29 protein-coding genes and 1 pseudogene are annotated in these 18,708 nt (G+C 51.7%); 28 read left to right on the top strand and 2 right to left on the bottom strand.

From position 1 onward, the window contains the following. The first annotated feature begins 78 nt into the window (after nucleotides 1-78). The 4 genes from kefG (at nucleotide 79) to slyD (ending at nucleotide 3,328) form a co-directional block, all read left to right on the top strand. Nucleotides 79-630 carry a glutathione-regulated potassium-efflux system ancillary protein KefG gene (kefG, locus tag ECL_RS23550; protein ID WP_013099040.1) on the top strand — a complete coding sequence of 184 codons (552 nt, stop codon included), beginning with the start codon at nucleotides 79-81 and terminating at the stop codon, nucleotides 628-630. Continuing rightward, nucleotides 630-2,435, top strand: a complete 1,806-nt coding sequence (kefB, locus tag ECL_RS23545) for a glutathione-regulated potassium-efflux system protein KefB (RefSeq protein WP_013099039.1) — start codon at nucleotides 630-632, stop codon at nucleotides 2,433-2,435. The genes kefG and kefB overlap by 1 nt, the downstream gene beginning before the upstream one ends. Nucleotides 2,436-2,448: 13 nt before the next feature. Beyond that, the gene (locus ECL_RS23540) at nucleotides 2,449-2,649 is read left to right on the top strand and encodes a YheV family putative zinc ribbon protein (RefSeq protein ID WP_013099038.1); all 201 of its coding nucleotides are present in this window, start codon (nucleotides 2,449-2,451) and stop codon (nucleotides 2,647-2,649) included. A gap of 94 nt (nucleotides 2,650-2,743) precedes the next feature. Continuing rightward, nucleotides 2,744-3,328, top strand: coding sequence for a peptidylprolyl isomerase (slyD, locus tag ECL_RS23535; RefSeq protein ID WP_013099037.1), 585 nt, complete (start codon nucleotides 2,744-2,746; stop codon nucleotides 3,326-3,328). Between the two features lie 51 nt (nucleotides 3,329-3,379). On the opposite strand, the gene ECL_RS23530 is transcribed toward slyD, so the two are convergent. Next, nucleotides 3,380-3,598 carry a protein SlyX gene (locus ECL_RS23530; RefSeq protein WP_003861693.1) on the bottom strand — a complete coding sequence of 73 codons (219 nt, stop codon included), beginning with the start codon at nucleotides 3,596-3,598 and terminating at the stop codon, nucleotides 3,380-3,382. A 238-nt stretch (nucleotides 3,599-3,836) separates the two neighbouring features. Here ECL_RS23530 and fkpA point away from each other — a divergent pair, with 238 nt between their 5' ends. The 11 genes and pseudogenes from fkpA (at nucleotide 3,837) to bfr (ending at nucleotide 12,043) form a co-directional block, all read left to right on the top strand. Continuing rightward, entirely contained in the window at nucleotides 3,837-4,658 is an 822-nt protein-coding gene (fkpA, locus tag ECL_RS23525; protein ID WP_013099036.1) for an FKBP-type peptidyl-prolyl cis-trans isomerase, read from the top strand. A gap of 166 nt (nucleotides 4,659-4,824) precedes the next feature. Further along, on the top strand, nucleotides 4,825-5,547 hold the full coding sequence (locus ECL_RS23520) for a helix-turn-helix transcriptional regulator (RefSeq protein ID WP_003861697.1): 723 nt from the start codon (nucleotides 4,825-4,827) through the stop codon (nucleotides 5,545-5,547). Next, nucleotides 5,547-5,933 (top strand): sulfurtransferase complex subunit TusD, encoded by a 387-nt coding sequence (gene tusD / locus ECL_RS23515; RefSeq protein ID WP_013099035.1) that lies wholly within the window; start codon nucleotides 5,547-5,549, stop codon nucleotides 5,931-5,933. Before ECL_RS23520 ends, tusD begins: the two co-directional genes overlap by 1 nt. After that, nucleotides 5,933-6,292, top strand: coding sequence for a sulfurtransferase complex subunit TusC (gene tusC, locus ECL_RS23510; protein WP_013099034.1), 360 nt, complete (start codon nucleotides 5,933-5,935; stop codon nucleotides 6,290-6,292). The genes tusD and tusC overlap by 1 nt, the downstream gene beginning before the upstream one ends. A 7-nt stretch (nucleotides 6,293-6,299) precedes the next feature. Then, nucleotides 6,300-6,587, top strand: coding sequence for a sulfurtransferase complex subunit TusB (gene tusB / locus ECL_RS23505; RefSeq protein ID WP_013099033.1), 288 nt, complete (start codon nucleotides 6,300-6,302; stop codon nucleotides 6,585-6,587). A 124-nt stretch (nucleotides 6,588-6,711) separates the two neighbouring features. Next, complete coding sequence (gene rpsL, locus ECL_RS23500; protein WP_001319024.1) at nucleotides 6,712-7,086, top strand: 30S ribosomal protein S12; 375 nt, start codon at nucleotides 6,712-6,714, stop codon at nucleotides 7,084-7,086. 96 nt (nucleotides 7,087-7,182) lie between these two features. Further along, the gene (gene rpsG / locus ECL_RS23495; protein WP_003861706.1) at nucleotides 7,183-7,653 is read left to right on the top strand and encodes a 30S ribosomal protein S7; all 471 of its coding nucleotides are present in this window, start codon (nucleotides 7,183-7,185) and stop codon (nucleotides 7,651-7,653) included. Nucleotides 7,654-7,749: 96 nt separating this feature from the next. Continuing rightward, nucleotides 7,750-9,864 carry an elongation factor G gene (fusA, locus tag ECL_RS23490; RefSeq protein ID WP_013099032.1) on the top strand — a complete coding sequence of 705 codons (2,115 nt, stop codon included), beginning with the start codon at nucleotides 7,750-7,752 and terminating at the stop codon, nucleotides 9,862-9,864. Nucleotides 9,865-9,933: 69 nt separating this feature from the next. After that, nucleotides 9,934-11,120: pseudogene (tuf, locus tag ECL_RS23485) on the top strand (elongation factor Tu). A 179-nt stretch (nucleotides 11,121-11,299) separates the two neighbouring features. After that, nucleotides 11,300-11,494, top strand: coding sequence for a bacterioferritin-associated ferredoxin (gene bfd / locus ECL_RS23475; protein WP_013099030.1), 195 nt, complete (start codon nucleotides 11,300-11,302; stop codon nucleotides 11,492-11,494). Nucleotides 11,495-11,566: 72 nt separating this feature from the next. Further along, entirely contained in the window at nucleotides 11,567-12,043 is a 477-nt protein-coding gene (gene bfr / locus ECL_RS23470) for a bacterioferritin (RefSeq protein WP_013099029.1), read from the top strand. On the opposite strand, the gene ECL_RS23465 is transcribed toward bfr, so the two are convergent. Beyond that, complete coding sequence (locus ECL_RS23465; RefSeq protein WP_013099028.1) at nucleotides 12,027-12,500, bottom strand: prepilin peptidase; 474 nt, start codon at nucleotides 12,498-12,500, stop codon at nucleotides 12,027-12,029. The two genes, bfr and ECL_RS23465, sit on opposite strands and share 17 nt — an antisense overlap. Before the next feature lie 381 nt (nucleotides 12,501-12,881). Here ECL_RS23465 and rpsJ point away from each other — a divergent pair, with 381 nt between their 5' ends. The 13 genes from rpsJ to rplX all read left to right on the top strand — a co-directional run bounded on the left by rpsJ (nucleotide 12,882) and on the right by rplX (nucleotide 18,701). Next, entirely contained in the window at nucleotides 12,882-13,193 is a 312-nt protein-coding gene (rpsJ, locus tag ECL_RS23460) for a 30S ribosomal protein S10 (protein ID WP_001181005.1), read from the top strand. 32 nt (nucleotides 13,194-13,225) lie between these two features. Beyond that, nucleotides 13,226-13,855, top strand: coding sequence for a 50S ribosomal protein L3 (rplC, locus tag ECL_RS23455; RefSeq protein ID WP_003863274.1), 630 nt, complete (start codon nucleotides 13,226-13,228; stop codon nucleotides 13,853-13,855). Nucleotides 13,856-13,865: 10 nt separating this feature from the next. Beyond that, the gene (gene rplD / locus ECL_RS23450) at nucleotides 13,866-14,471 is read left to right on the top strand and encodes a 50S ribosomal protein L4 (protein ID WP_000424395.1); all 606 of its coding nucleotides are present in this window, start codon (nucleotides 13,866-13,868) and stop codon (nucleotides 14,469-14,471) included. Further along, on the top strand, nucleotides 14,468-14,770 hold the full coding sequence (gene rplW / locus ECL_RS23445; RefSeq protein WP_000617546.1) for a 50S ribosomal protein L23: 303 nt from the start codon (nucleotides 14,468-14,470) through the stop codon (nucleotides 14,768-14,770). Before rplD ends, rplW begins: the two co-directional genes overlap by 4 nt. Before the next feature lie 17 nt (nucleotides 14,771-14,787). Further along, the gene (rplB, locus tag ECL_RS23440; protein WP_000301859.1) at nucleotides 14,788-15,609 is read left to right on the top strand and encodes a 50S ribosomal protein L2; all 822 of its coding nucleotides are present in this window, start codon (nucleotides 14,788-14,790) and stop codon (nucleotides 15,607-15,609) included. Between the two features lie 16 nt (nucleotides 15,610-15,625). After that, nucleotides 15,626-15,904, top strand: coding sequence for a 30S ribosomal protein S19 (gene rpsS / locus ECL_RS23435; RefSeq protein WP_001138117.1), 279 nt, complete (start codon nucleotides 15,626-15,628; stop codon nucleotides 15,902-15,904). Between the two features lie 14 nt (nucleotides 15,905-15,918). Next, a complete protein-coding gene (gene rplV, locus ECL_RS23430; RefSeq protein WP_002919773.1) occupies nucleotides 15,919-16,251 on the top strand; it encodes a 50S ribosomal protein L22 in 333 nt (110 codons plus the stop codon). Nucleotides 16,252-16,268: 17 nt separating this feature from the next. Beyond that, nucleotides 16,269-16,970 carry a 30S ribosomal protein S3 gene (rpsC, locus tag ECL_RS23425; RefSeq protein WP_000529945.1) on the top strand — a complete coding sequence of 234 codons (702 nt, stop codon included), beginning with the start codon at nucleotides 16,269-16,271 and terminating at the stop codon, nucleotides 16,968-16,970. Between the two features lie 12 nt (nucleotides 16,971-16,982). Next, nucleotides 16,983-17,393 carry a 50S ribosomal protein L16 gene (rplP, locus tag ECL_RS23420; RefSeq protein ID WP_002919759.1) on the top strand — a complete coding sequence of 137 codons (411 nt, stop codon included), beginning with the start codon at nucleotides 16,983-16,985 and terminating at the stop codon, nucleotides 17,391-17,393. Next, nucleotides 17,393-17,584, top strand: a complete 192-nt coding sequence (rpmC, locus tag ECL_RS23415; protein ID WP_013099027.1) for a 50S ribosomal protein L29 — start codon at nucleotides 17,393-17,395, stop codon at nucleotides 17,582-17,584. The genes rplP and rpmC overlap by 1 nt, the downstream gene beginning before the upstream one ends. Continuing rightward, nucleotides 17,584-17,838 carry a 30S ribosomal protein S17 gene (gene rpsQ / locus ECL_RS23410; protein WP_008503489.1) on the top strand — a complete coding sequence of 85 codons (255 nt, stop codon included), beginning with the start codon at nucleotides 17,584-17,586 and terminating at the stop codon, nucleotides 17,836-17,838. Before rpmC ends, rpsQ begins: the two co-directional genes overlap by 1 nt. 166 nt (nucleotides 17,839-18,004) lie before the next feature. Continuing rightward, complete coding sequence (gene rplN, locus ECL_RS23405) at nucleotides 18,005-18,376, top strand: 50S ribosomal protein L14 (protein ID WP_002919748.1); 372 nt, start codon at nucleotides 18,005-18,007, stop codon at nucleotides 18,374-18,376. A 10-nt stretch (nucleotides 18,377-18,386) separates the two neighbouring features. Continuing rightward, nucleotides 18,387-18,701: a 50S ribosomal protein L24 gene (gene rplX, locus ECL_RS23400; protein WP_000729185.1), complete on the top strand. Its 315-nt coding sequence runs from the start codon at nucleotides 18,387-18,389 to the stop codon at nucleotides 18,699-18,701. Nucleotides 18,702-18,708: the final 7 nt, after the last annotated feature.

The following is an 18,708-nucleotide window of genomic DNA, read 5'->3' as shown; positions in this document are numbered from 1 at the left end:
ATTTTCCGCACCGGGCCGCCATGGTAGCCCAAAACAACGACGATACACAAAAACAGAAACAGAACCGGGAGGGGAGTGATGTCTCAGACAGCAAAAGTGCTGCTGCTGTATGCCCATCCGGAATCTCAGGACTCGGTGGCAAACCGCGTCCTGCTTAAGCCGGCTACTCAGCTCAGTAACGTGACGGTGCACGATCTCTACGCGCACTACCCTGATTTCTTTATCGATATTCCGTACGAGCAGGAATTGCTGCGTCAGCATGATGTGATTGTGTTCCAGCATCCGCTCTATACCTATAGCTGTCCGGCCCTGCTGAAAGAGTGGCTGGATCGGGTGCTGAGCCGGGGGTTTTCCAGCGGGGTGGGGGGCAACCAACTGGCGGGAAAGTACTGGCGTAGTGTGATTACCACCGGTGAGCCGGAGAGCGCCTACCGCTACGATGGCCTTAACCGTTATCCGATGAGCGATATCCTGCGACCGTTTGAACTGACGGCGGCGATGTGCCGAATGCACTGGATGAGCCCGATTATTGTCTACTGGGCACGGCGTCAGGATCCGAAGGAGCTGGCGAGCCACGCCAGAGCGTATGGCGAATGGCTGGCATCACCGATTCCGGCAGGAGGGCGTTAATGGAAGGATCGAATTTACTCCTCGCCGGGGTGCTGTTTTTGTTTGCCGCGGTGGTGGCTGTACCGTTGGCCGCACGGCTCGGTATTGGCGCGGTACTCGGGTATCTGCTGGCGGGGATCGCGATTGGCCCCTGGGGGCTGGGATTCATCAGCGATGTCGATGAAATTCTCCATTTCTCCGAGCTGGGTGTGGTCTTCCTGATGTTCATCATTGGCCTGGAGCTGAATCCGTCAAAGCTGTGGCAGCTCCGGCGCTCTATCTTTGGCGTTGGTGCGGCGCAGGTGCTGTTCAGCGCGGCCATTCTGGCCGGGTTGCTGATGCTCACTGACTTTTCGTGGCAGGCGGCGACCATCGGCGGTATTGGCCTTGCCATGTCCTCAACGGCGATGGCATTGCAGCTGATGCGGGATAAGGGCATGAACCGCAGTGAGTCGGGGCAACTGGGCTTTTCGGTGCTGCTGTTTCAGGATTTAGCGGTGATCCCGGCGTTAGCGCTGGTGCCGCTGTTGGCCGGGCCGGGTGACGATCACTTTGACTGGGCAAAAGTCTCCATGAAGGTGCTGGCTTTTGCGAGCATGCTAATTGGGGGACGTTTTCTGCTGCGGCCGGTGTTCCGCTTCATCGCCGCGTCAGGCGTGCGCGAGGTGTTTACCGCCGCAACGCTGCTGCTGGTATTAGGCTCTGCGCTGTTTATGGACGCGCTGGGGCTGTCGATGGCGCTGGGTACGTTTATCGCCGGGGTGCTGCTCGCCGAGAGCGAATACCGCCACGAACTGGAAATTGCGATCGAACCCTTTAAAGGGCTGCTGTTAGGGCTGTTCTTTATTTCGGTGGGCATGGCGCTCAATCTCGGTGTGCTCTATACCCATCTGCTGTGGGTTATTGTGAGCGTGGCTGTGCTGGTGGCGGTGAAAACGCTGGTGCTGTATGTCCTGGCGCGTATATCCGGGCTGCGCAGTTCGGAACGTATGCAGTTTGCCAGCGTGCTAAGCCAGGGGGGAGAGTTCGCGTTTGTGCTGTTCTCTACGGCATCGTCCCAGAAACTGTTCAAAGACGATCAGATGGCGCTTCTGCTGGTGACGGTCACGCTGTCGATGATGACCACACCGCTGCTGATGAAGCTGGTGGATAAACTGCTGTCGCGCCGCTTAAACCCGGCTGACGATGAAGACGAAGCCCCGTGGGTGGAAGACGATAAGCCGCAGGTGATTGTGGTGGGGTTTGGCCGCTTCGGGCAGGTGATTGGTCGTCTGCTGATGGCGAACAAAATGCGCATCACGGTGCTGGAGCGGGATATCAGCGCGGTCAACCTGATGCGCAAATATGGTTATAAGGTTTACTACGGCGATGCGACGCAGCTCGAACTGCTGCGATCCGCAGGTGCGGAGGCGGCGGAGTCGATCGTCATAACCTGTAACGATCCGGAAGATACGATGAAGCTGGTCGAACTCTGCCAGCAGCATTTCCCGCATCTGCATATTCTGGCGCGTGCGCGGGGACGTGTTGAAGCGCACGAACTGTTGCAGGCGGGTGTGAAACACTTCTCGCGTGAGACGTTTTCCAGTGCGCTGGAGCTGGGGCGCAAAGCGTTGATTTCGCTGGGTATGCACCCGCATCAGGCGCAGCGGGCCCAGATGCACTTCCGACGGCTGGATATGCGAATGCTGCGCGAGCTGATGCCCGTACACACGGATACGGCGCAGATTTCCCGCGTGCGGGAAGCGCGTCGCGAGCTGGAGGAGATTTTCCAGCGCGAGATGCAGCAGGAACGACGCCAGCTGGACGGCTGGGACGAATTTGAATAAAGGGTAACCAAATATGGCTGTACGTAAACGCTTTATTGCGGGCGCAAAGTGCCCCTCCTGCCAGGCGCAAGATACTCTGGCAATGTGGCGTGAAAATAATATTGATGTTGTTGAGTGTGTTAAGTGCGGCCACCAGATGCGTGAGGCCGACAAAGAAGCGCGCGATCATGTACGCAAAGAAGAGCAAGTGATCGGCATTTTTCATCCGGACTAGCGATATGCCCTGAGTTTTTTTAAGCTAAAGGGTACACGGGTGCAGATTTCCGCTACAATCTGCGCCAGCAATTTTCCCACGCTCAGGAGATATCATGAAAGTAGCAAAAGACCTGGTGGTCAGCCTGGCTTATCAGGTACGTACAGAAGACGGTGTGTTGGTTGATGAGTCTCCGGTGAGTGCGCCGCTGGACTACCTGCATGGTCACGGTTCCCTGATTTCCGGCCTGGAAAACGCGCTGGAAGGTCATGAAGTTGGCGATAAATTTGACGTTGCTGTAGGCGCGAACGACGCATACGGCCAGTATGACGACAACCTGGTTCAGCGCGTTCCTAAAGACGTGTTCATGGGCGTTGACGAACTGCAGGTTGGCATGCGCTTCCTGGCGGAAACTGACCAGGGCCCGGTTCCGGTTGAAATTACTGAAGTTGAAGACGACCACGTTGTGGTTGATGGCAACCATATGCTGGCTGGCCAGAACCTGAAGTTCAACGTAGAAGTTGTCGCTATCCGTGAAGCAACCGAAGAAGAGCTGGCTCATGGCCACGTTCACGGTGCGCACGGTCACGACCATGACCACGATCACGGCCATGACGGCTGCTGCGGTGGCCACGGCCACGACCATGGTCACGACCACGGTAAAGGTGGTTGCGGTAACGGCGGCTGTGGCTGCCACTAATTCCGTATAACGGAAAATAAAAAAGCGGGATTATCCCGCTTTTTTTTCGCCTCAATAGTGAGGTGGTGGCGTCTCTTCAGACTGTGAGGCGATGTTTGACGGCTGCGTAGCCTTCAGCTTTTCCGTCAGCAGGCGCATATGATCCCGCAGTTTCGCCATTTCGAGTTCATGCGCGGTCACGGTCTGGTTAAGCTCTTCGATGGTGATGTCCTGAAAAGCCAGGCGGCTTTCCAGTTCAGCCAGTCTCGCTTCAATCGTTGTGTCCTTCATCATTCACCTCGTCTGTTTCTGATTCGCCATAATGGGCCAGCGGCGGCGAAGTTTAACTGAGTTTGTTCCTTAGTGCAGTATCCATCCCTTTGGCAAGAAACTTATTTAAACAAAAATAGTCTTAAAAGTGGCGAGAATCGGGAGAGTCTGTCTGTAGATTTCTTCCACAACGTTTTATAGTACGTAGCTCATTTACGTTTAATGCTGGGGTGAGAGTCCCCAGGCCCTGGAGATATGGATGAAATCACTGTTTAAAGTAACGCTGCTGGCGACGACGATGGCTGTTGCGCTGAACGCGCCGCTGTCCTTCGCTGCTGATACTGCTGCGAAGCCTGCTGCAACTGCAGACAGCAAAGCGGCGTTCAAAAATGACGACCAGAAATCTGCCTACGCACTGGGCGCATCTCTGGGTCGTTACATGGAAAATTCTCTGAAAGAACAAGAGAAACTGGGCATCAAACTGGACAAAGCTCAGCTGATCGCGGGTGTTCAGGATGCGTTTGCTGATAAGAGCAAACTGTCTGACCAGGAAATTGAACAGACTCTGCAGGCGTTCGAAGCGCGTGTGAAAGGTGCCGCTCAGACGAAGATGGAAGCGGACGCGAAAGACAACGAAGCGAAAGGCAAAGCCTACCGCGATACCTTTGCTAAAGAGAAGGGCGTAAAAACCTCTTCTACCGGCCTGGTATACAAAGTTGAGAAAGAAGGTACCGGTGATGCACCGAAAGACAGCGATACTGTCGTGGTGAACTACAAAGGTACGCTGATCGACGGTAAAGAGTTCGATAACTCCTACACCCGCGGTGAGCCGCTCTCCTTCCGTCTGGATGGTGTGATCCCAGGCTGGACCGAAGGTCTGAAAAACATCAAGAAAGGCGGTAAGATCAAGCTGGTTATCCCACCGGATCTGGCCTATGGCAAAACCGGCGTTCCGGGTATCCCTGCCAACTCTACGCTGGTGTTTGACGTAGAGCTGCTGGATATCAAACCGGCACCGAAAGCCGATGCGAAACCAGAAGCGCAGGCAGATCAAAAAGCTGCCGCAGACGCGAAGAAGTAATGTGATGAAAACCGCCGCCTTTAAGGCGGCGGTTTTTTTTATTGTGGGGCAGATATAATTAACACTGGAAAGTGCCAGGTACGCTGTATTAATTTAGTTGTCCGTGTAGATAATGAGCCTGCCCTGAAAACCTAACGACAGGCTCCTGAAAAGGAGTGTTTTTTTCATGTCCAGGTCGCTTTTAACCAACGAAACCAGTGAACTTGATTTGCTGGATCAACGTCCTTTCGACCAGACCGACTTCGATATTCTGAAATCCTACGAAGCGGTGGTGGACGGGTTAGCGATGCTCATTGGGTCCCACTGCGAAATCGTATTGCACTCCCTGCAAGATCTGAAGTGTTCCGCCATCCGCATTGCTAATGGTGAGCATACTGGCCGTAAAATTGGTTCGCCAATTACCGACCTTGCATTGCGTATGCTGCATGACATGACCGGCGCGGACAGCAGCGTCTCCAAATGCTATTTCACTCGCGCCAAAAGCGGCGTGCTGATGAAATCAGAAACCATTGCTATTCGAAATCGCGAGCATCGTGTGATCGGACTGCTGTGCATCAACATGAACCTTGATGTGCCATTCTCGCAAATCATGAGCACCTTTATTCCGCCTGAAACGCCAGACGTGGGCTCTTCTGTTAACTTTGCCTCTTCAGTTGAGGATCTCGTCACGCAGACGCTGGAGTTCACGATTGAAGAGGTGAATGCCGATCGCAACGTATCGAACAACGCCAAGAACCGTCAGATCGTGCTGAATCTCTATGAAAAAGGCATTTTTGATATCAAAGACGCCATCAATCAGGTGGCTGACCGCCTGAACATTTCCAAACATACGGTCTACCTCTATATTCGCCAGTTCAAAAGCGGTGATTTCCTGGGGCAAGATAAGTAATGCGTTTTGCGTTAATGGTGACAGGCCCGGCGTATGGCACTCAGCAGGCCAGCAGCGCGCTGCAATTTGCCCAGGCGCTGCTAAAAGCCGGACATGAACTGGTGAGCGTCTTCTTTTATCGGGAAGGGGTCTATAACGCGAACCAGTTTACGTCGCCGGCCAGCGATGAGTTTGATCTGGTGCGCGCCTGGCAGGCGTTAAATGAGACGCAGGGTGTTGAATTGCATATCTGCGTGGCAGCGGCCCTGCGTCGCGGTGTCGCTGATACAATCGAAGCCGCGCGTCTTGGTTTAGCCGCTTCCAACCTGCAGCCCGGATTTTCACTAAGTGGTCTGGGCGCGCTGGCGCAGGCTGCGCTCACCTGTGACCGAGTGGTGCAATTCTGATGAAACGCATCGCGTTTGTTTTTACCACTGCCCCGCACGGTAGCGCATCGGGCCGAGAAGGGCTGGACGCGCTGCTCGCGACATCTGCATTGACCGAGGAGATCGGCGTCTTCTTTTTAGGGGACGGGGTGTTTCAGCTTCTGGCGGGCCAGCAACCGCAGGCGATTTTGATGCGGGATTACATCGCCACCTTTAAAGTGTTGCCGCTGTACGACATTGAAACCTTCTATGTGTGTGCCGACTCGCTGGCCGCTCGCGGATTAGATGAGAAGACGCCTTTTGTTCTGGATGTCACGTGCCTGTCTTCTGCTGCGCTGCGCGAACAACTCTCTCACTACGACACTGTTCTGACTTTCTGAGGCTGCCATGCTCCATACCCTGAGCCGCTCACCGTGGCAATGTGATATCGACACGCTACTGAGCATGCTGCGCGAAGGTGATGACCTGCTGCTGATTCAGGATGGCGTACTTGCTGCGCTGGAAGGCAGCCGTTTCGTTGAAATCCTTACAAATGCCCCCATAACTGTCTCTGCGCTAAAGGACGATCTGGATGCGCGGGGTCTTTCTGGTCAAATTTCAGCCAAAATTGACGTGGTTGGCTATACTGATTTCGTCAATCTTACTGTGACGCACGCCAGTCAAATGAACTGGTGATTTGAGATCGCTGTATATTTCTTGACACCTTTTCGACGTAGCCCTAAAATTTCGCGTCCTCATATTGTATGAGGTCGTTTTATTACGTGTTTACGAAGCAAAAGCTAAAACCAGGAGCTATTTAATGGCAACAGTTAACCAGCTGGTACGCAAACCACGTGCACGCAAAGTTGCAAAGAGCAACGTGCCTGCGCTGGAAGCATGCCCGCAGAAACGTGGTGTATGTACTCGTGTGTATACCACCACTCCTAGAAAACCAAACTCCGCACTGCGTAAAGTATGCCGTGTGCGTTTGACTAACGGTTTCGAAGTGACTTCCTACATCGGTGGTGAAGGTCACAACCTGCAGGAGCACTCCGTGATCCTGATCCGTGGCGGTCGTGTTAAAGACCTTCCGGGTGTTCGTTACCACACCGTTCGTGGTGCGCTGGACTGCTCAGGTGTTAAAGACCGTAAGCAGGCTCGCTCCAAGTACGGCGTGAAGCGTCCTAAGGCTTAATGGTTCTCCGTTAAGTAAGGCCAAACTGATTTATCTTAATGTCAAACTAAACTCGTAGAGTTTTGGACAATCCTGAATTAACAACGGAGTATTCCCATGCCACGTCGTCGCGTCATTGGTCAGCGTAAAATTCTTCCAGATCCGAAATTCGGATCAGAACTGCTGGCAAAATTTGTAAATATCCTGATGGTAGATGGTAAAAAATCTACTGCAGAAGCAATCGTATACAGCGCGCTGGAGACCCTGGCTCAGCGTTCTGGTAAAAATGAACTGGAAGCTTTCGAAGTCGCTCTCGACAACGTTCGCCCAACTGTAGAAGTTAAGTCCCGCCGCGTTGGTGGTTCTACTTATCAGGTTCCAGTTGAAGTTCGTCCGGTTCGTCGTAATGCCCTGGCAATGCGTTGGATCGTTGAAGCTGCTCGTAAACGCGGTGATAAATCCATGGCTCTGCGTCTGGCGAACGAACTTTCTGATGCTGCAGAAAACAAAGGTACTGCAGTTAAGAAACGTGAAGACGTTCACCGTATGGCAGAAGCCAACAAGGCGTTCGCACACTACCGTTGGTAATCCCTTCGGAGTATTAGTCACCAGGCGGGCGCTTCAGAGAAGCTGCCCGCTCTGGGTTACTTAACTGAACGCCTAAAGAAACAAACGAGGAATCAAATGGCTCGTACAACACCCATCGCACGCTACCGTAACATCGGTATCAGTGCGCACATCGACGCCGGTAAGACCACTACTACCGAACGTATTCTGTTCTACACCGGTGTAAACCATAAAATCGGTGAAGTTCATGACGGCGCAGCCACCATGGACTGGATGGAACAGGAGCAGGAGCGTGGTATTACTATCACCTCCGCAGCGACTACTGCATTCTGGTCAGGTATGGCTAAGCAGTACGAACCGCATCGCGTAAACATCATCGACACCCCTGGGCACGTTGACTTTACCATCGAAGTAGAACGTTCCATGCGTGTTCTTGACGGCGCGGTAATGGTTTATTGCGCAGTTGGTGGTGTTCAGCCACAGTCTGAAACCGTATGGCGTCAGGCGAACAAATATAAAGTTCCACGCATCGCGTTCGTTAACAAAATGGACCGTATGGGTGCTAACTTCCTGAAAGTTGTTGGTCAGATCAAAACCCGTCTGGGCGCGAACCCTGTTCCGCTGCAGCTGGCAATTGGTGCTGAAGAAGGCTTCACCGGCGTTATCGACCTGGTGAAAATGAAAGCCATCAACTGGAACGATGCAGACCAGGGCGTTACCTTCGAATACGAAGATATCCCGGCTGAGATGCAGGACCTGGCTGACGAATGGCACCAGAACCTGATCGAATCCGCTGCTGAAGCTTCTGAAGAGCTGATGGAGAAATACCTGGGTGGTGAAGAACTGACTGAAGAAGAGATCAAAAAAGCTCTGCGTCAGCGTGTTCTGAACAACGAAATCATCCTGGTAACCTGTGGTTCTGCGTTCAAGAACAAAGGTGTTCAGGCGATGCTGGATGCGGTAGTTGACTACCTGCCATCCCCGGTTGACGTTCCTGCGATCAACGGCATCCTGGACGACGGTAAAGATACTCCGGCTGAGCGTCACGCAAGCGACGACGAGCCGTTCTCTGCACTGGCGTTCAAAATTGCTACCGACCCATTCGTGGGTAACCTGACCTTCTTCCGCGTTTACTCTGGTGTGGTTAACTCCGGTGACACCATCCTGAACTCCGTGAAAGCGGCGCGTGAACGTTTTGGCCGTATCGTACAGATGCACGCTAACAAACGTGAAGAGATCAAAGAAGTTCGTGCGGGCGACATCGCTGCAGCTATCGGTCTGAAAGACGTGACCACCGGTGACACCCTGTGTGACCCGGATCACCCGATCATTCTGGAGCGTATGGAATTCCCTGAGCCGGTAATCTCCATCGCGGTTGAACCAAAAACCAAAGCTGACCAGGAAAAAATGGGTCTGGCTCTGGGCCGTCTGGCGAAAGAAGACCCATCATTCCGCGTATGGACTGATGAAGAATCTAACCAGACCATCATCGCAGGTATGGGTGAACTGCACCTGGACATCATCGTTGACCGTATGAAGCGCGAGTTCAACGTTGAAGCGAACGTGGGTAAACCTCAGGTTGCTTACCGCGAAGCGATTCGCGCGAAAGTTACCGATATCGAAGGTAAACACGCTAAGCAGTCTGGTGGTCGCGGTCAGTACGGTCACGTTGTGATCGACATGTACCCACTGGAGCCGGGCTCTAACCCGAAAGGTTACGAGTTCATCAACGACATCAAAGGTGGTGTAATTCCTGGCGAATACATCCCTGCCGTTGATAAAGGCATCCAGGAACAGCTGAAAGCGGGCCCTCTGGCTGGCTATCCGGTTGTTGACATGGGTATCCGTCTGCACTTCGGTTCTTACCACGACGTTGACTCCTCTGAACTGGCGTTTAAACTGGCTGCGTCTATTGCCTTTAAAGAAGGCTTTAAGAAAGCAAAACCAGTTCTGCTTGAGCCAATCATGAAGGTTGAAGTAGAAACTCCTGAAGAGAACACCGGTGACGTTATCGGTGACTTGAGCCGTCGTCGCGGTATGCTGCGCGGTCAGGAATCCGAAGTAACTGGCGTTAAGATCCACGCTGAAGTTCCGCTGTCTGAAATGTTCGGATATGCAACTCAGCTGCGTTCTCTGACCAAAGGTCGTGCATCATACACCATGGAATTCCTGAAGTATGATGATGCGCCTAACAACGTTGCTCAGGCCGTTATTGAAGCCCGTGGTAAGTAATCCACAGGATTAAAACCTAAGTCCCGTGCTCTCTCCTGAGGGGAGAGCACTATAGTAAGGAATATAGCCGTGTCTAAAGAAAAATTTGAACGTACAAAACCGCACGTCAACGTTGGTACTATCGGCCACGTTGACCATGGTAAAACTACCCTGACTGCTGCAATCACTACCGTTCTGGCTAAAACCTACGGTGGTTCTGCTCGTGCATTCGACCAGATCGATAACGCACCAGAAGAAAAAGCTCGTGGTATCACCATCAACACCTCTCACGTTGAATATGACACCCCGACTCGCCACTACGCACACGTAGACTGCCCAGGTCACGCCGACTATGTTAAAAACATGATCACCGGTGCTGCGCAGATGGACGGCGCGATCCTGGTAGTAGCTGCGACTGACGGCCCAATGCCTCAGACTCGTGAGCACATCCTGCTGGGTCGTCAGGTAGGCGTTCCTTACATCATCGTGTTCCTGAACAAATGCGACATGGTTGATGACGAAGAGCTGCTGGAACTGGTAGAGATGGAAGTTCGTGAACTGCTGTCTCAGTACGATTTCCCAGGCGACGATACTCCAATCGTTCGTGGTTCTGCTCTGAAAGCGCTGGAAGGCGAAGCAGAGTGGGAAGAGAAAATCATCGAACTGGCTGGCTACCTGGATTCTTACATCCCAGAACCAGAGCGTGCGATTGACAAGCCATTCCTGCTGCCAATCGAGGACGTATTCTCCATCTCCGGTCGTGGTACCGTTGTTACCGGTCGTGTAGAGCGCGGTATCATCAAAGTGGGTGAAGAAGTTGAAATCGTTGGTATCAAAGAGACTGCGAAGTCTACCTGTACTGGCGTTGAAATGTTCCGCAAACTGCTGGACGAAGGCCGTGCTGGTGAGAACGTTGGTGTTCTGCTGCGTGGTATCAAACGTGAAGAAATCGAACGTGGTCAGGTTCTGGCGAAGCCAGGCTACAATCAAGCCACACACCAAGTTCGAATCTGAAGTGTACATCCTGTCCAAAGACGAAGGCGGCCGTCATACTCCGTTCTTCAAAGGCTACCGTCCACAGTTCTACTTCCGTACAACTGACGTGACCGGTACCATCGAACTGCCAGAAGGCCGTAGAGATGGTAATGCCAGGCGACAACATCAAGATGGTTGTGACTCTGATCCACCCAATCGCGATGGACGACGGTCTGCGTTTCGCAATCCGTGAAGGCGGCCGTACCGTTGGCGCGGGCGTTGTTGCTAAAGTTCTGGGCTAATTAATTATCCCCGAATAAAAAAAGGACGCTTCGGCGTCCTTTTTTGTTTTCTTAGCGTGTGTACTTGTCACAAATTTTCGCATTTTTTGTTTGCTCCCGCCCCGTATACTGGCGTTTGTGCTATTGTAATCATAACCATTCTCACTTACACTTTGCGCATATTTTGAACGGGAGTCTTTATGTACGTTTGTTTATGTAATGGTGTGAGTGACACAAAAATACGTCAGGCCGTTCGCCAGTTTCAGCCACAGTCCTTCCAGCAACTTCGCAAGTTTGTTCCAGTGGGAAATCAATGCGGTAAATGCGTACGCGCAGCGCGTGAAATCATGCAGGATGAACTGATGCAGATCCCGGAATACAAAGAGATCGCGTAAGCGCCCATCTTTTTTTTGACATCCCTGTAGCCCGATCTACGCTTCAATGAGTGGAAGCGGAGGGACTATATAATGAAAGGTGATGTTAAAATCATAAGTTATCTCAATAAATTATTGGGAAATGAGCTTGTCGCAATCAATCAGTATTTTCTCCATGCGAGAATGTTTAAAAACTGGGGCCTCATGCGCCTCAACGACGTTGAGTATCACGAATCCATCGATGAGATGAAACATGCCGATAAATATATCGAGCGTATTTTATTTCTCGAAGGCATCCCCAACCTGCAGGACCTCGGTAAACTCGGCATCGGTGAAGATGTTGAAGAGATGCTGCGATCCGATCTCAGACTTGAACTTGAAGGCGCAAAAGACCTTCGCGAAGCTATTGCCTACGCAGACAGTGTCCATGACTACGTTAGCCGCGATATGATGATCCAGATTCTGGCCGATGAAGAAGGGCATATCGACTGGCTGGAAACCGAGCTGGATCTCATTGGCAAAATTGGCCTGCAAAACTATCTCCAGTCGCAGATTAAAGTGGAAGATTAACGAGCGTCTGCCAACCTACGCATAAACCCGCTGCCGCCAGAAATGGCCCAAAAGGCAGTGGGTTTTTTAATGTCCGTCTGGCAGGGTTGAACAACGAAGTCATAAGAAGGTAGAGCAGCGCCAATAGTGCGGCAACCAGTGCCAGTTCGGGCAACACGCACCAACCATGCCATGCACCGAGTGCCGAAAGATACTTCACATCGCCATAGCCCATCCCTTCACGGCGAAATATAAGCCGATAACCCCAGTAGATCATGGCAAAGCCGACATACCCTGCCATCGCCCCGACCACTGCGCCAGGCAGAAAATCAGGGTGAAGACAGAGTTGATAGAGCAAACCAGCCCATAACAGGGGACAGAGGTATTTATCAGGGAGAATGCCTGAGCGAATATCTTCACGCACCAGTAAACCTGAGAGAACAAAATAGATGAGCAGGAAGGGGAGGAGAGTAAGCATGAACGAAACCTCAAGGTGAATTTCAGCGAATACTCTTCACACCACGAATGCCTGGCAATAGCCAAAAAATGTAATTGCGTAGTGGTTTCATAAGAACAGAAGAAAGGGGACGGATTGCAGAAAACAGTGCGAGGCCTTACGCAAGGTACACCTTTAGCGCTTAAATTCTAAACGGCACTTGCGTCTTGCCCAGATTTACGTATAATGCGCGGGCTTGTCGTAATTGACGGCGGGTTCAATCTGAACCGGAGTGACTCATTTTGTTACTCAACAATGCTCCCAATTGGGGAGCTACGTAAGAACGGTTACACTCTCCCATCAATCGTAATGGGTTTGAGGAGTAATCATTTTCGTTTATAAAATAATTGGAGCTCTGGTCTCATGCAGAACCAAAGAATCCGTATCCGCCTTAAAGCGTTTGATCATCGTCTGATCGATCAATCAACCGCGGAAATCGTCGAGACTGCTAAGCGCACTGGTGCGCAAGTCCGTGGTCCGATCCCGCTGCCGACCCGCAAAGAGCGCTTCACCGTTCTGATCTCCCCGCACGTTAACAAAGACGCGCGTGATCAGTACGAAATCCGCACTCACAAGCGTCTGGTTGACATCGTTGAGCCAACTGAGAAAACCGTTGATGCTCTGATGCGTCTGGATCTGGCTGCCGGTGTAGACGTGCAGATCAGCCTGGGTTAATCAGGTCATCGAGCGATTGAGAGGTTGAAACAATGATTGGTTTAGTCGGTAAAAAAGTGGGTATGACCCGCATCTTCACTGAAGATGGCGTTTCTATCCCAGTAACCGTAATCGAAGTTGAAGCAAACCGCGTTACTCAGGTTAAAGATCTGGCTAACGATGGCTACCGCGCTATTCAGGTTACCACTGGTGCTAAAAAAGCTAACCGTGTAACCAAACCAGAAGCGGGTCACTTCGCTAAAGCTGGCGTTGAAGCTGGCCGTGGTCTGTGGGAATTCCGTCTTGCTGAAGGCGAAGAGTTCACCGTAGGTCAGGACATTAGCGTTGAGCTGTTTGCTGACGTTAAAAAAGTTGACGTAACCGGTACCTCTAAAGGTAAAGGTTTTGCTGGTACCGTTAAGCGCTGGAACTTCCGTACCCAGGACGCTACTCACGGTAACTCCTTGTCTCACCGCGTTCCGGGTTCTATCGGTCAGAACCAGACTCCGGGCAAAGTGTTCAAAGGCAAGAAAATGGCAGGTCAGCTGGGCAACGAACGTGTAACTGTTCAGAGCCTGGACGTAGTACGTGTTGACGCTGAGCGCAACCTGCTGCTGGTTAAAGGTGCGGTCCCGGGTGCAACCGGTAGCGACCTGATCGTTAAACCAGCTGTGAAGGCGTAAGGGGATAGCAATGGAATTAGTATTGAAAGACGCGCAGAGCGCGCTGACTGTTTCCGAAACTACCTTCGGTCGTGATTTCAACGAAGCGCTGGTTCACCAGGTTGTTGTTGCTTATGCAGCTGGTGCTCGTCAGGGTACTCGTGCTCAGAAGACTCGTGCTGAAGTAACTGGTTCTGGCAAAAAGCCATGGCGCCAGAAAGGTACCGGCCGTGCGCGTTCAGGTTCTATCAAGAGCCCGATCTGGCGTTCAGGTGGCGTGACCTTCGCTGCGCGTCCACAGGACCACAGTCAAAAAGTTAACAAAAAGATGTACCGCGGCGCGCTGAAAAGCATCCTGTCCGAGCTGGTACGTCAGGATCGTCTGATCGTTGTCGAGAAGTTCTCTGTAGAAGCGCCTAAAACTAAGCTGCTGGCACAGAAACTGAAAGACATGGCTCTGGAAGATGTGCTGATCATCACCGGTGAGCTGGACGAGAACCTGTTCCTGGCCGCGCGCAACCTGCACAAGGTTGACGTACGCGACGCGACTGGTATCGACCCGGTTAGCCTGATCGCCTTCGACAAAGTCGTAATGACTGCTGATGCTGTTAAGCAAGTTGAGGAGATGCTGGCATGATTCGTGAAGAACGTCTGCTGAAGGTGCTGCGCGCACCGCACGTTTCTGAAAAAGCGTCTACTGCGATGGAAAAAACAAACACCATCGTTCTCAAAGTTGCTAAAGACGCGACCAAAGCAGAGATCAAAGCTGCTGTGCAGAAACTGTTTGAAGTCGAAGTCGAAGTCGTTAACACCCTGGTAGTTAAAGGGAAAGTTAAACGTCACGGACAGCGTATCGGTCGTCGTAGCGACTGGAAAAAAGCTTACGTCACCCTGAAAGAAGGCCAGAACCTGGACTTCGTTGGCGGCGCTGAGTAAGTCGGAGGAGTAATACAATGGCAGTTGTTAAATGTAAACCGACATCTCCGGGTCGTCGCCACGTAGTTAAAGTGGTTAACCCTGAGCTGCACAAGGGCAAACCTTTTGCTCCGTTGCTGGAAAAAAACAGCAAATCCGGTGGTCGTAACAACAATGGCCGTATCACCACTCGTCACATCGGTGGTGGCCACAAGCAGGCTTATCGTATTGTTGACTTCAAACGCAACAAAGACGGTATCCCAGCAGTTGTTGAGCGTCTTGAGTACGATCCGAACCGTTCCGCGAACATCGCGCTGGTTCTGTACAAAGATGGCGAACGCCGTTACATCCTGGCCCCTAAAGGCCTGAAAGCTGGCGACCAGATTCAGTCTGGCGTTGATGCTGCAATCAAAGCAGGCAACACCCTGCCGATGCGCAATATCCCGGTTGGTTCTACCGTTCATAACGTAGAAATGAAACCAGGTAAAGGCGGTCAGCTGGCGCGTTCCGCGGGTACTTACGTTCAGATCGTTGCGCGTGACGGTGCTTATGTCACCCTGCGTCTGCGTTCTGGTGAAATGCGTAAAGTCGAAGCAGACTGCCGCGCTACTCTGGGCGAAGTTGGCAATGCTGAGCATATGCTGCGCGTTCTGGGTAAAGCTGGTGCTGCACGCTGGCGTGGTGTTCGTCCTACCGTTCGCGGTACTGCGATGAACCCAGTAGATCACCCACATGGTGGTGGTGAAGGTCGTAACTTTGGTAAGCACCCGGTAACTCCGTGGGGCGTTCAGACCAAAGGTAAGAAGACCCGCAGCAACAAGCGTACTGATAAATTTATCGTACGTCGCCGTAGCAAATAATTTTAGAGGATAAGCCATGCCACGTTCTCTCAAGAAAGGTCCTTTTATTGACCTGCACTTGCTGAAGAAGGTAGAGAAAGCGGTGGAAAGCGGAGACAAGAAGCCCCTGCGCACTTGGTCCCGTCGTTCAACGATCTTTCCTAACATGATCGGTTTGACCATCGCTGTCCATAATGGTCGTCAGCACGTTCCAGTCTTTGTTACCGACGAAATGGTTGGTCACAAACTGGGTGAATTCGCACCGACTCGTACTTATCGCGGCCACGCTGCTGATAAAAAAGCGAAGAAGAAATAAGGTAGGAGGAAGAGATGGAAACTTTAGCTCAACATCGCCATGCTCGTTCTTCTGCACAGAAGGTTCGCCTTGTTGCTGACCTGATTCGCGGTAAGAAAGTGTCGCAGGCCCTGGACATCCTGACCTATACCAACAAGAAAGCTGCGGTATTGGTCAAGAAAGTACTGGAATCTGCCATTGCTAACGCTGAACACAACGATGGCGCTGACATCGACGATCTGAAAGTCGCGAAAATTTTCGTAGATGAAGGCCCAAGCATGAAGCGCATTATGCCGCGTGCGAAAGGTCGTGCAGATCGCATCCTGAAGCGCACCAGCCACATTACTGTGGTTGTGTCCGATCGCTGAGACTCTGGAGACTAGCAATGGGTCAGAAAGTACATCCTAATGGTATTCGCCTGGGTATTGTAAAACCATGGAACTCTACCTGGTTTGCGAACACCAAAGAATTCGCTGACAACCTGGACAGCGATTTTAAAGTACGTCAGTACCTGACGAAGGAACTGGCTAAAGCGTCTGTATCTCGTATCGTTATCGAGCGTCCAGCTAAGAGCATCCGTGTGACTATTCACACTGCTCGTCCTGGCATCGTTATCGGTAAGAAAGGCGAAGACGTAGAAAAACTGCGCAAGGTCGTAGCGGATATCGCTGGCGTTCCTGCACAGATCAATATCGCTGAAGTTCGTAAGCCTGAACTGGACGCTAAATTGGTTGCTGACAGCATCACTTCTCAGCTGGAACGTCGTGTTATGTTCCGTCGTGCTATGAAGCGTGCTGTACAGAACGCAATGCGTCTGGGCGCTAAAGGTATCAAAGTTGAAGTTAGCGGCCGTCTGGGCGGCGCGGAAATCGCACGTACCGAATGGTACCGTGAAGGTCGCGTACCGCTGCACACTCTGCGTGCTGACATCGACTACAACACCTCTGAAGCGCACACCACTTACGGTGTAATCGGCGTTAAGGTATGGATCTTCAAAGGTGAGATCCTGGGTGGTATGGCTGCTGTTGAACAACCGGAAAAACCGGCTGCTCAACCTAAAAAGCAGCAGCGTAAAGGCCGTAAATAAGGAGCGTCGCTGATGTTACAACCAAAGCGTACAAAATTCCGTAAAGTGCACAAAGGCCGCAACCGTGGTCTGGCGCAGGGTACGGATGTTAGCTTCGGCACTTTCGGTCTGAAAGCTGTTGGCCGTGGTCGTCTGACTGCACGTCAGATCGAAGCAGCACGTCGTGCAATGACCCGTGCAGTTAAGCGTCAAGGTAAGATCTGGATCCGTGTATTCCCGGACAAACCGATCACCGAGAAGCCGCTGGAAGTTCGTATGGGTAAAGGTAAAGGTAACGTGGAGTACTGGGTTGCCTTGATCCAACCGGGCAAAGTCCTGTATGAAATGGACGGTGTTCCGGAAGAGCTGGCCCGTGAAGCCTTCGGCCTGGCAGCAGCGAAACTGCCTATCAAAACCACCTTTGTAACTAAGACGGTGATGTAATGAAAGCAAAAGAGCTGCGTGAAAAGAGCGTTGAAGAGCTGAACGCTGAGCTGCTGAACCTGCTGCGCGAGCAGTTCAACCTGCGTATGCAGGCTGCAAGTGGCCAGCTGCAACAGACCCACCTGCTGAAGCAAGTGCGTCGCAATGTTGCACGCGTTAAGACTTTACTGACTGAGAAGGCGGGTGCGTAATGACCGATAAAATCCGTACTCTGCAAGGTCGTGTTGTTAGCGACAAAATGGAGAAATCCATCGTTGTTGCTATCGAACGCATTGTGAAACACCCGATCTACGGTAAATTCATCAAGCGTACGACCAAACTGCACGTACATGACGAGAACAACGAATGTGGTATCGGCGACAAGGTTGAAATCCGTGAATGCCGTCCACTGTCCAAGACTAAGTCCTGGACGCTGGTTCGCGTTGTAGAGAAAGCGGTTCTGTAATACAGTACCCGTTCTCGATACGAATAAACGGCTCAGCGATGAGCCGTTTATTTTTTCTACCCATATTGCAGAAGCGGTGTTATAATGCCGCGCCCTCGATATGGGGCTTTTTAACGGCTCTGATTTTAGAGTCTCAGGTAGTAGTTGACATTAGCGGAGCACTAAAATGATCCAAGAACAGACTATGCTGAACGTCGCCGACAACTCCGGTGCACGTCGCGTAATGTGTATCAAGGTTCTGGGTGGCTCGCACCGTCGCTACGCAGGCGTAGGCGACATCATCAAGATCACCATCAAAGAAGCAATTCCACGTGGTAAGGTCAAAAAAGGTGATGTGCTGAAAGCGGTAGTGGTGCGCACCAAGAAGGGTGTTCGTCGCCCTGACGGTTCTGTCATTCGCTTCGATGGTAATGCATGCGTTATTTTGAACAATAACAGCGAGCAGCCAATCGGCACGCGTATCTTTGGGCCGGTAACTCGTGAACTTCGTACTGAGAAGTTCATGAAAATTATCTCTCTGGCACCAGAAGTACTCTAAGGAGCGAATCATGGCAGCGAAAATCCGTCGTGATGACGAAGTTATCGTGTTAACCGGTAAAGATAAAGGTAAACGCGGTAAAGTAAAAAATGTCCTGTCTTCCGGCAAGGTCATTGTTGAAGGTATCAACCTGGTTAAGAAACATCAGAAGCCGGTTCCGGCCCTGAACCAACCAGGCGGCATCGTTGAAAAAGAAGCTGCTATTCAGGTTTCTAACGTTGCAATCTTCAATGCGGCAACCGGCAAGGCTGACCGTGTAGGCTTTAGATTCGAAGACGGCAAAAAAGTCCGTTTCTTCAAGTCTAACAGCGAAACTATCAAGTAATTTGGAG

Origin of the sequence: Enterobacter cloacae subsp. cloacae ATCC 13047 (genome assembly GCF_000025565.1) — a bacterium.
Taxonomy (GTDB): domain Bacteria; phylum Pseudomonadota; class Gammaproteobacteria; order Enterobacterales; family Enterobacteriaceae; genus Enterobacter; species Enterobacter cloacae.
The sequence above is the reverse complement of the archived record's forward strand: the minus strand, read 5'-3'. Positions and strand labels throughout refer to the sequence as shown.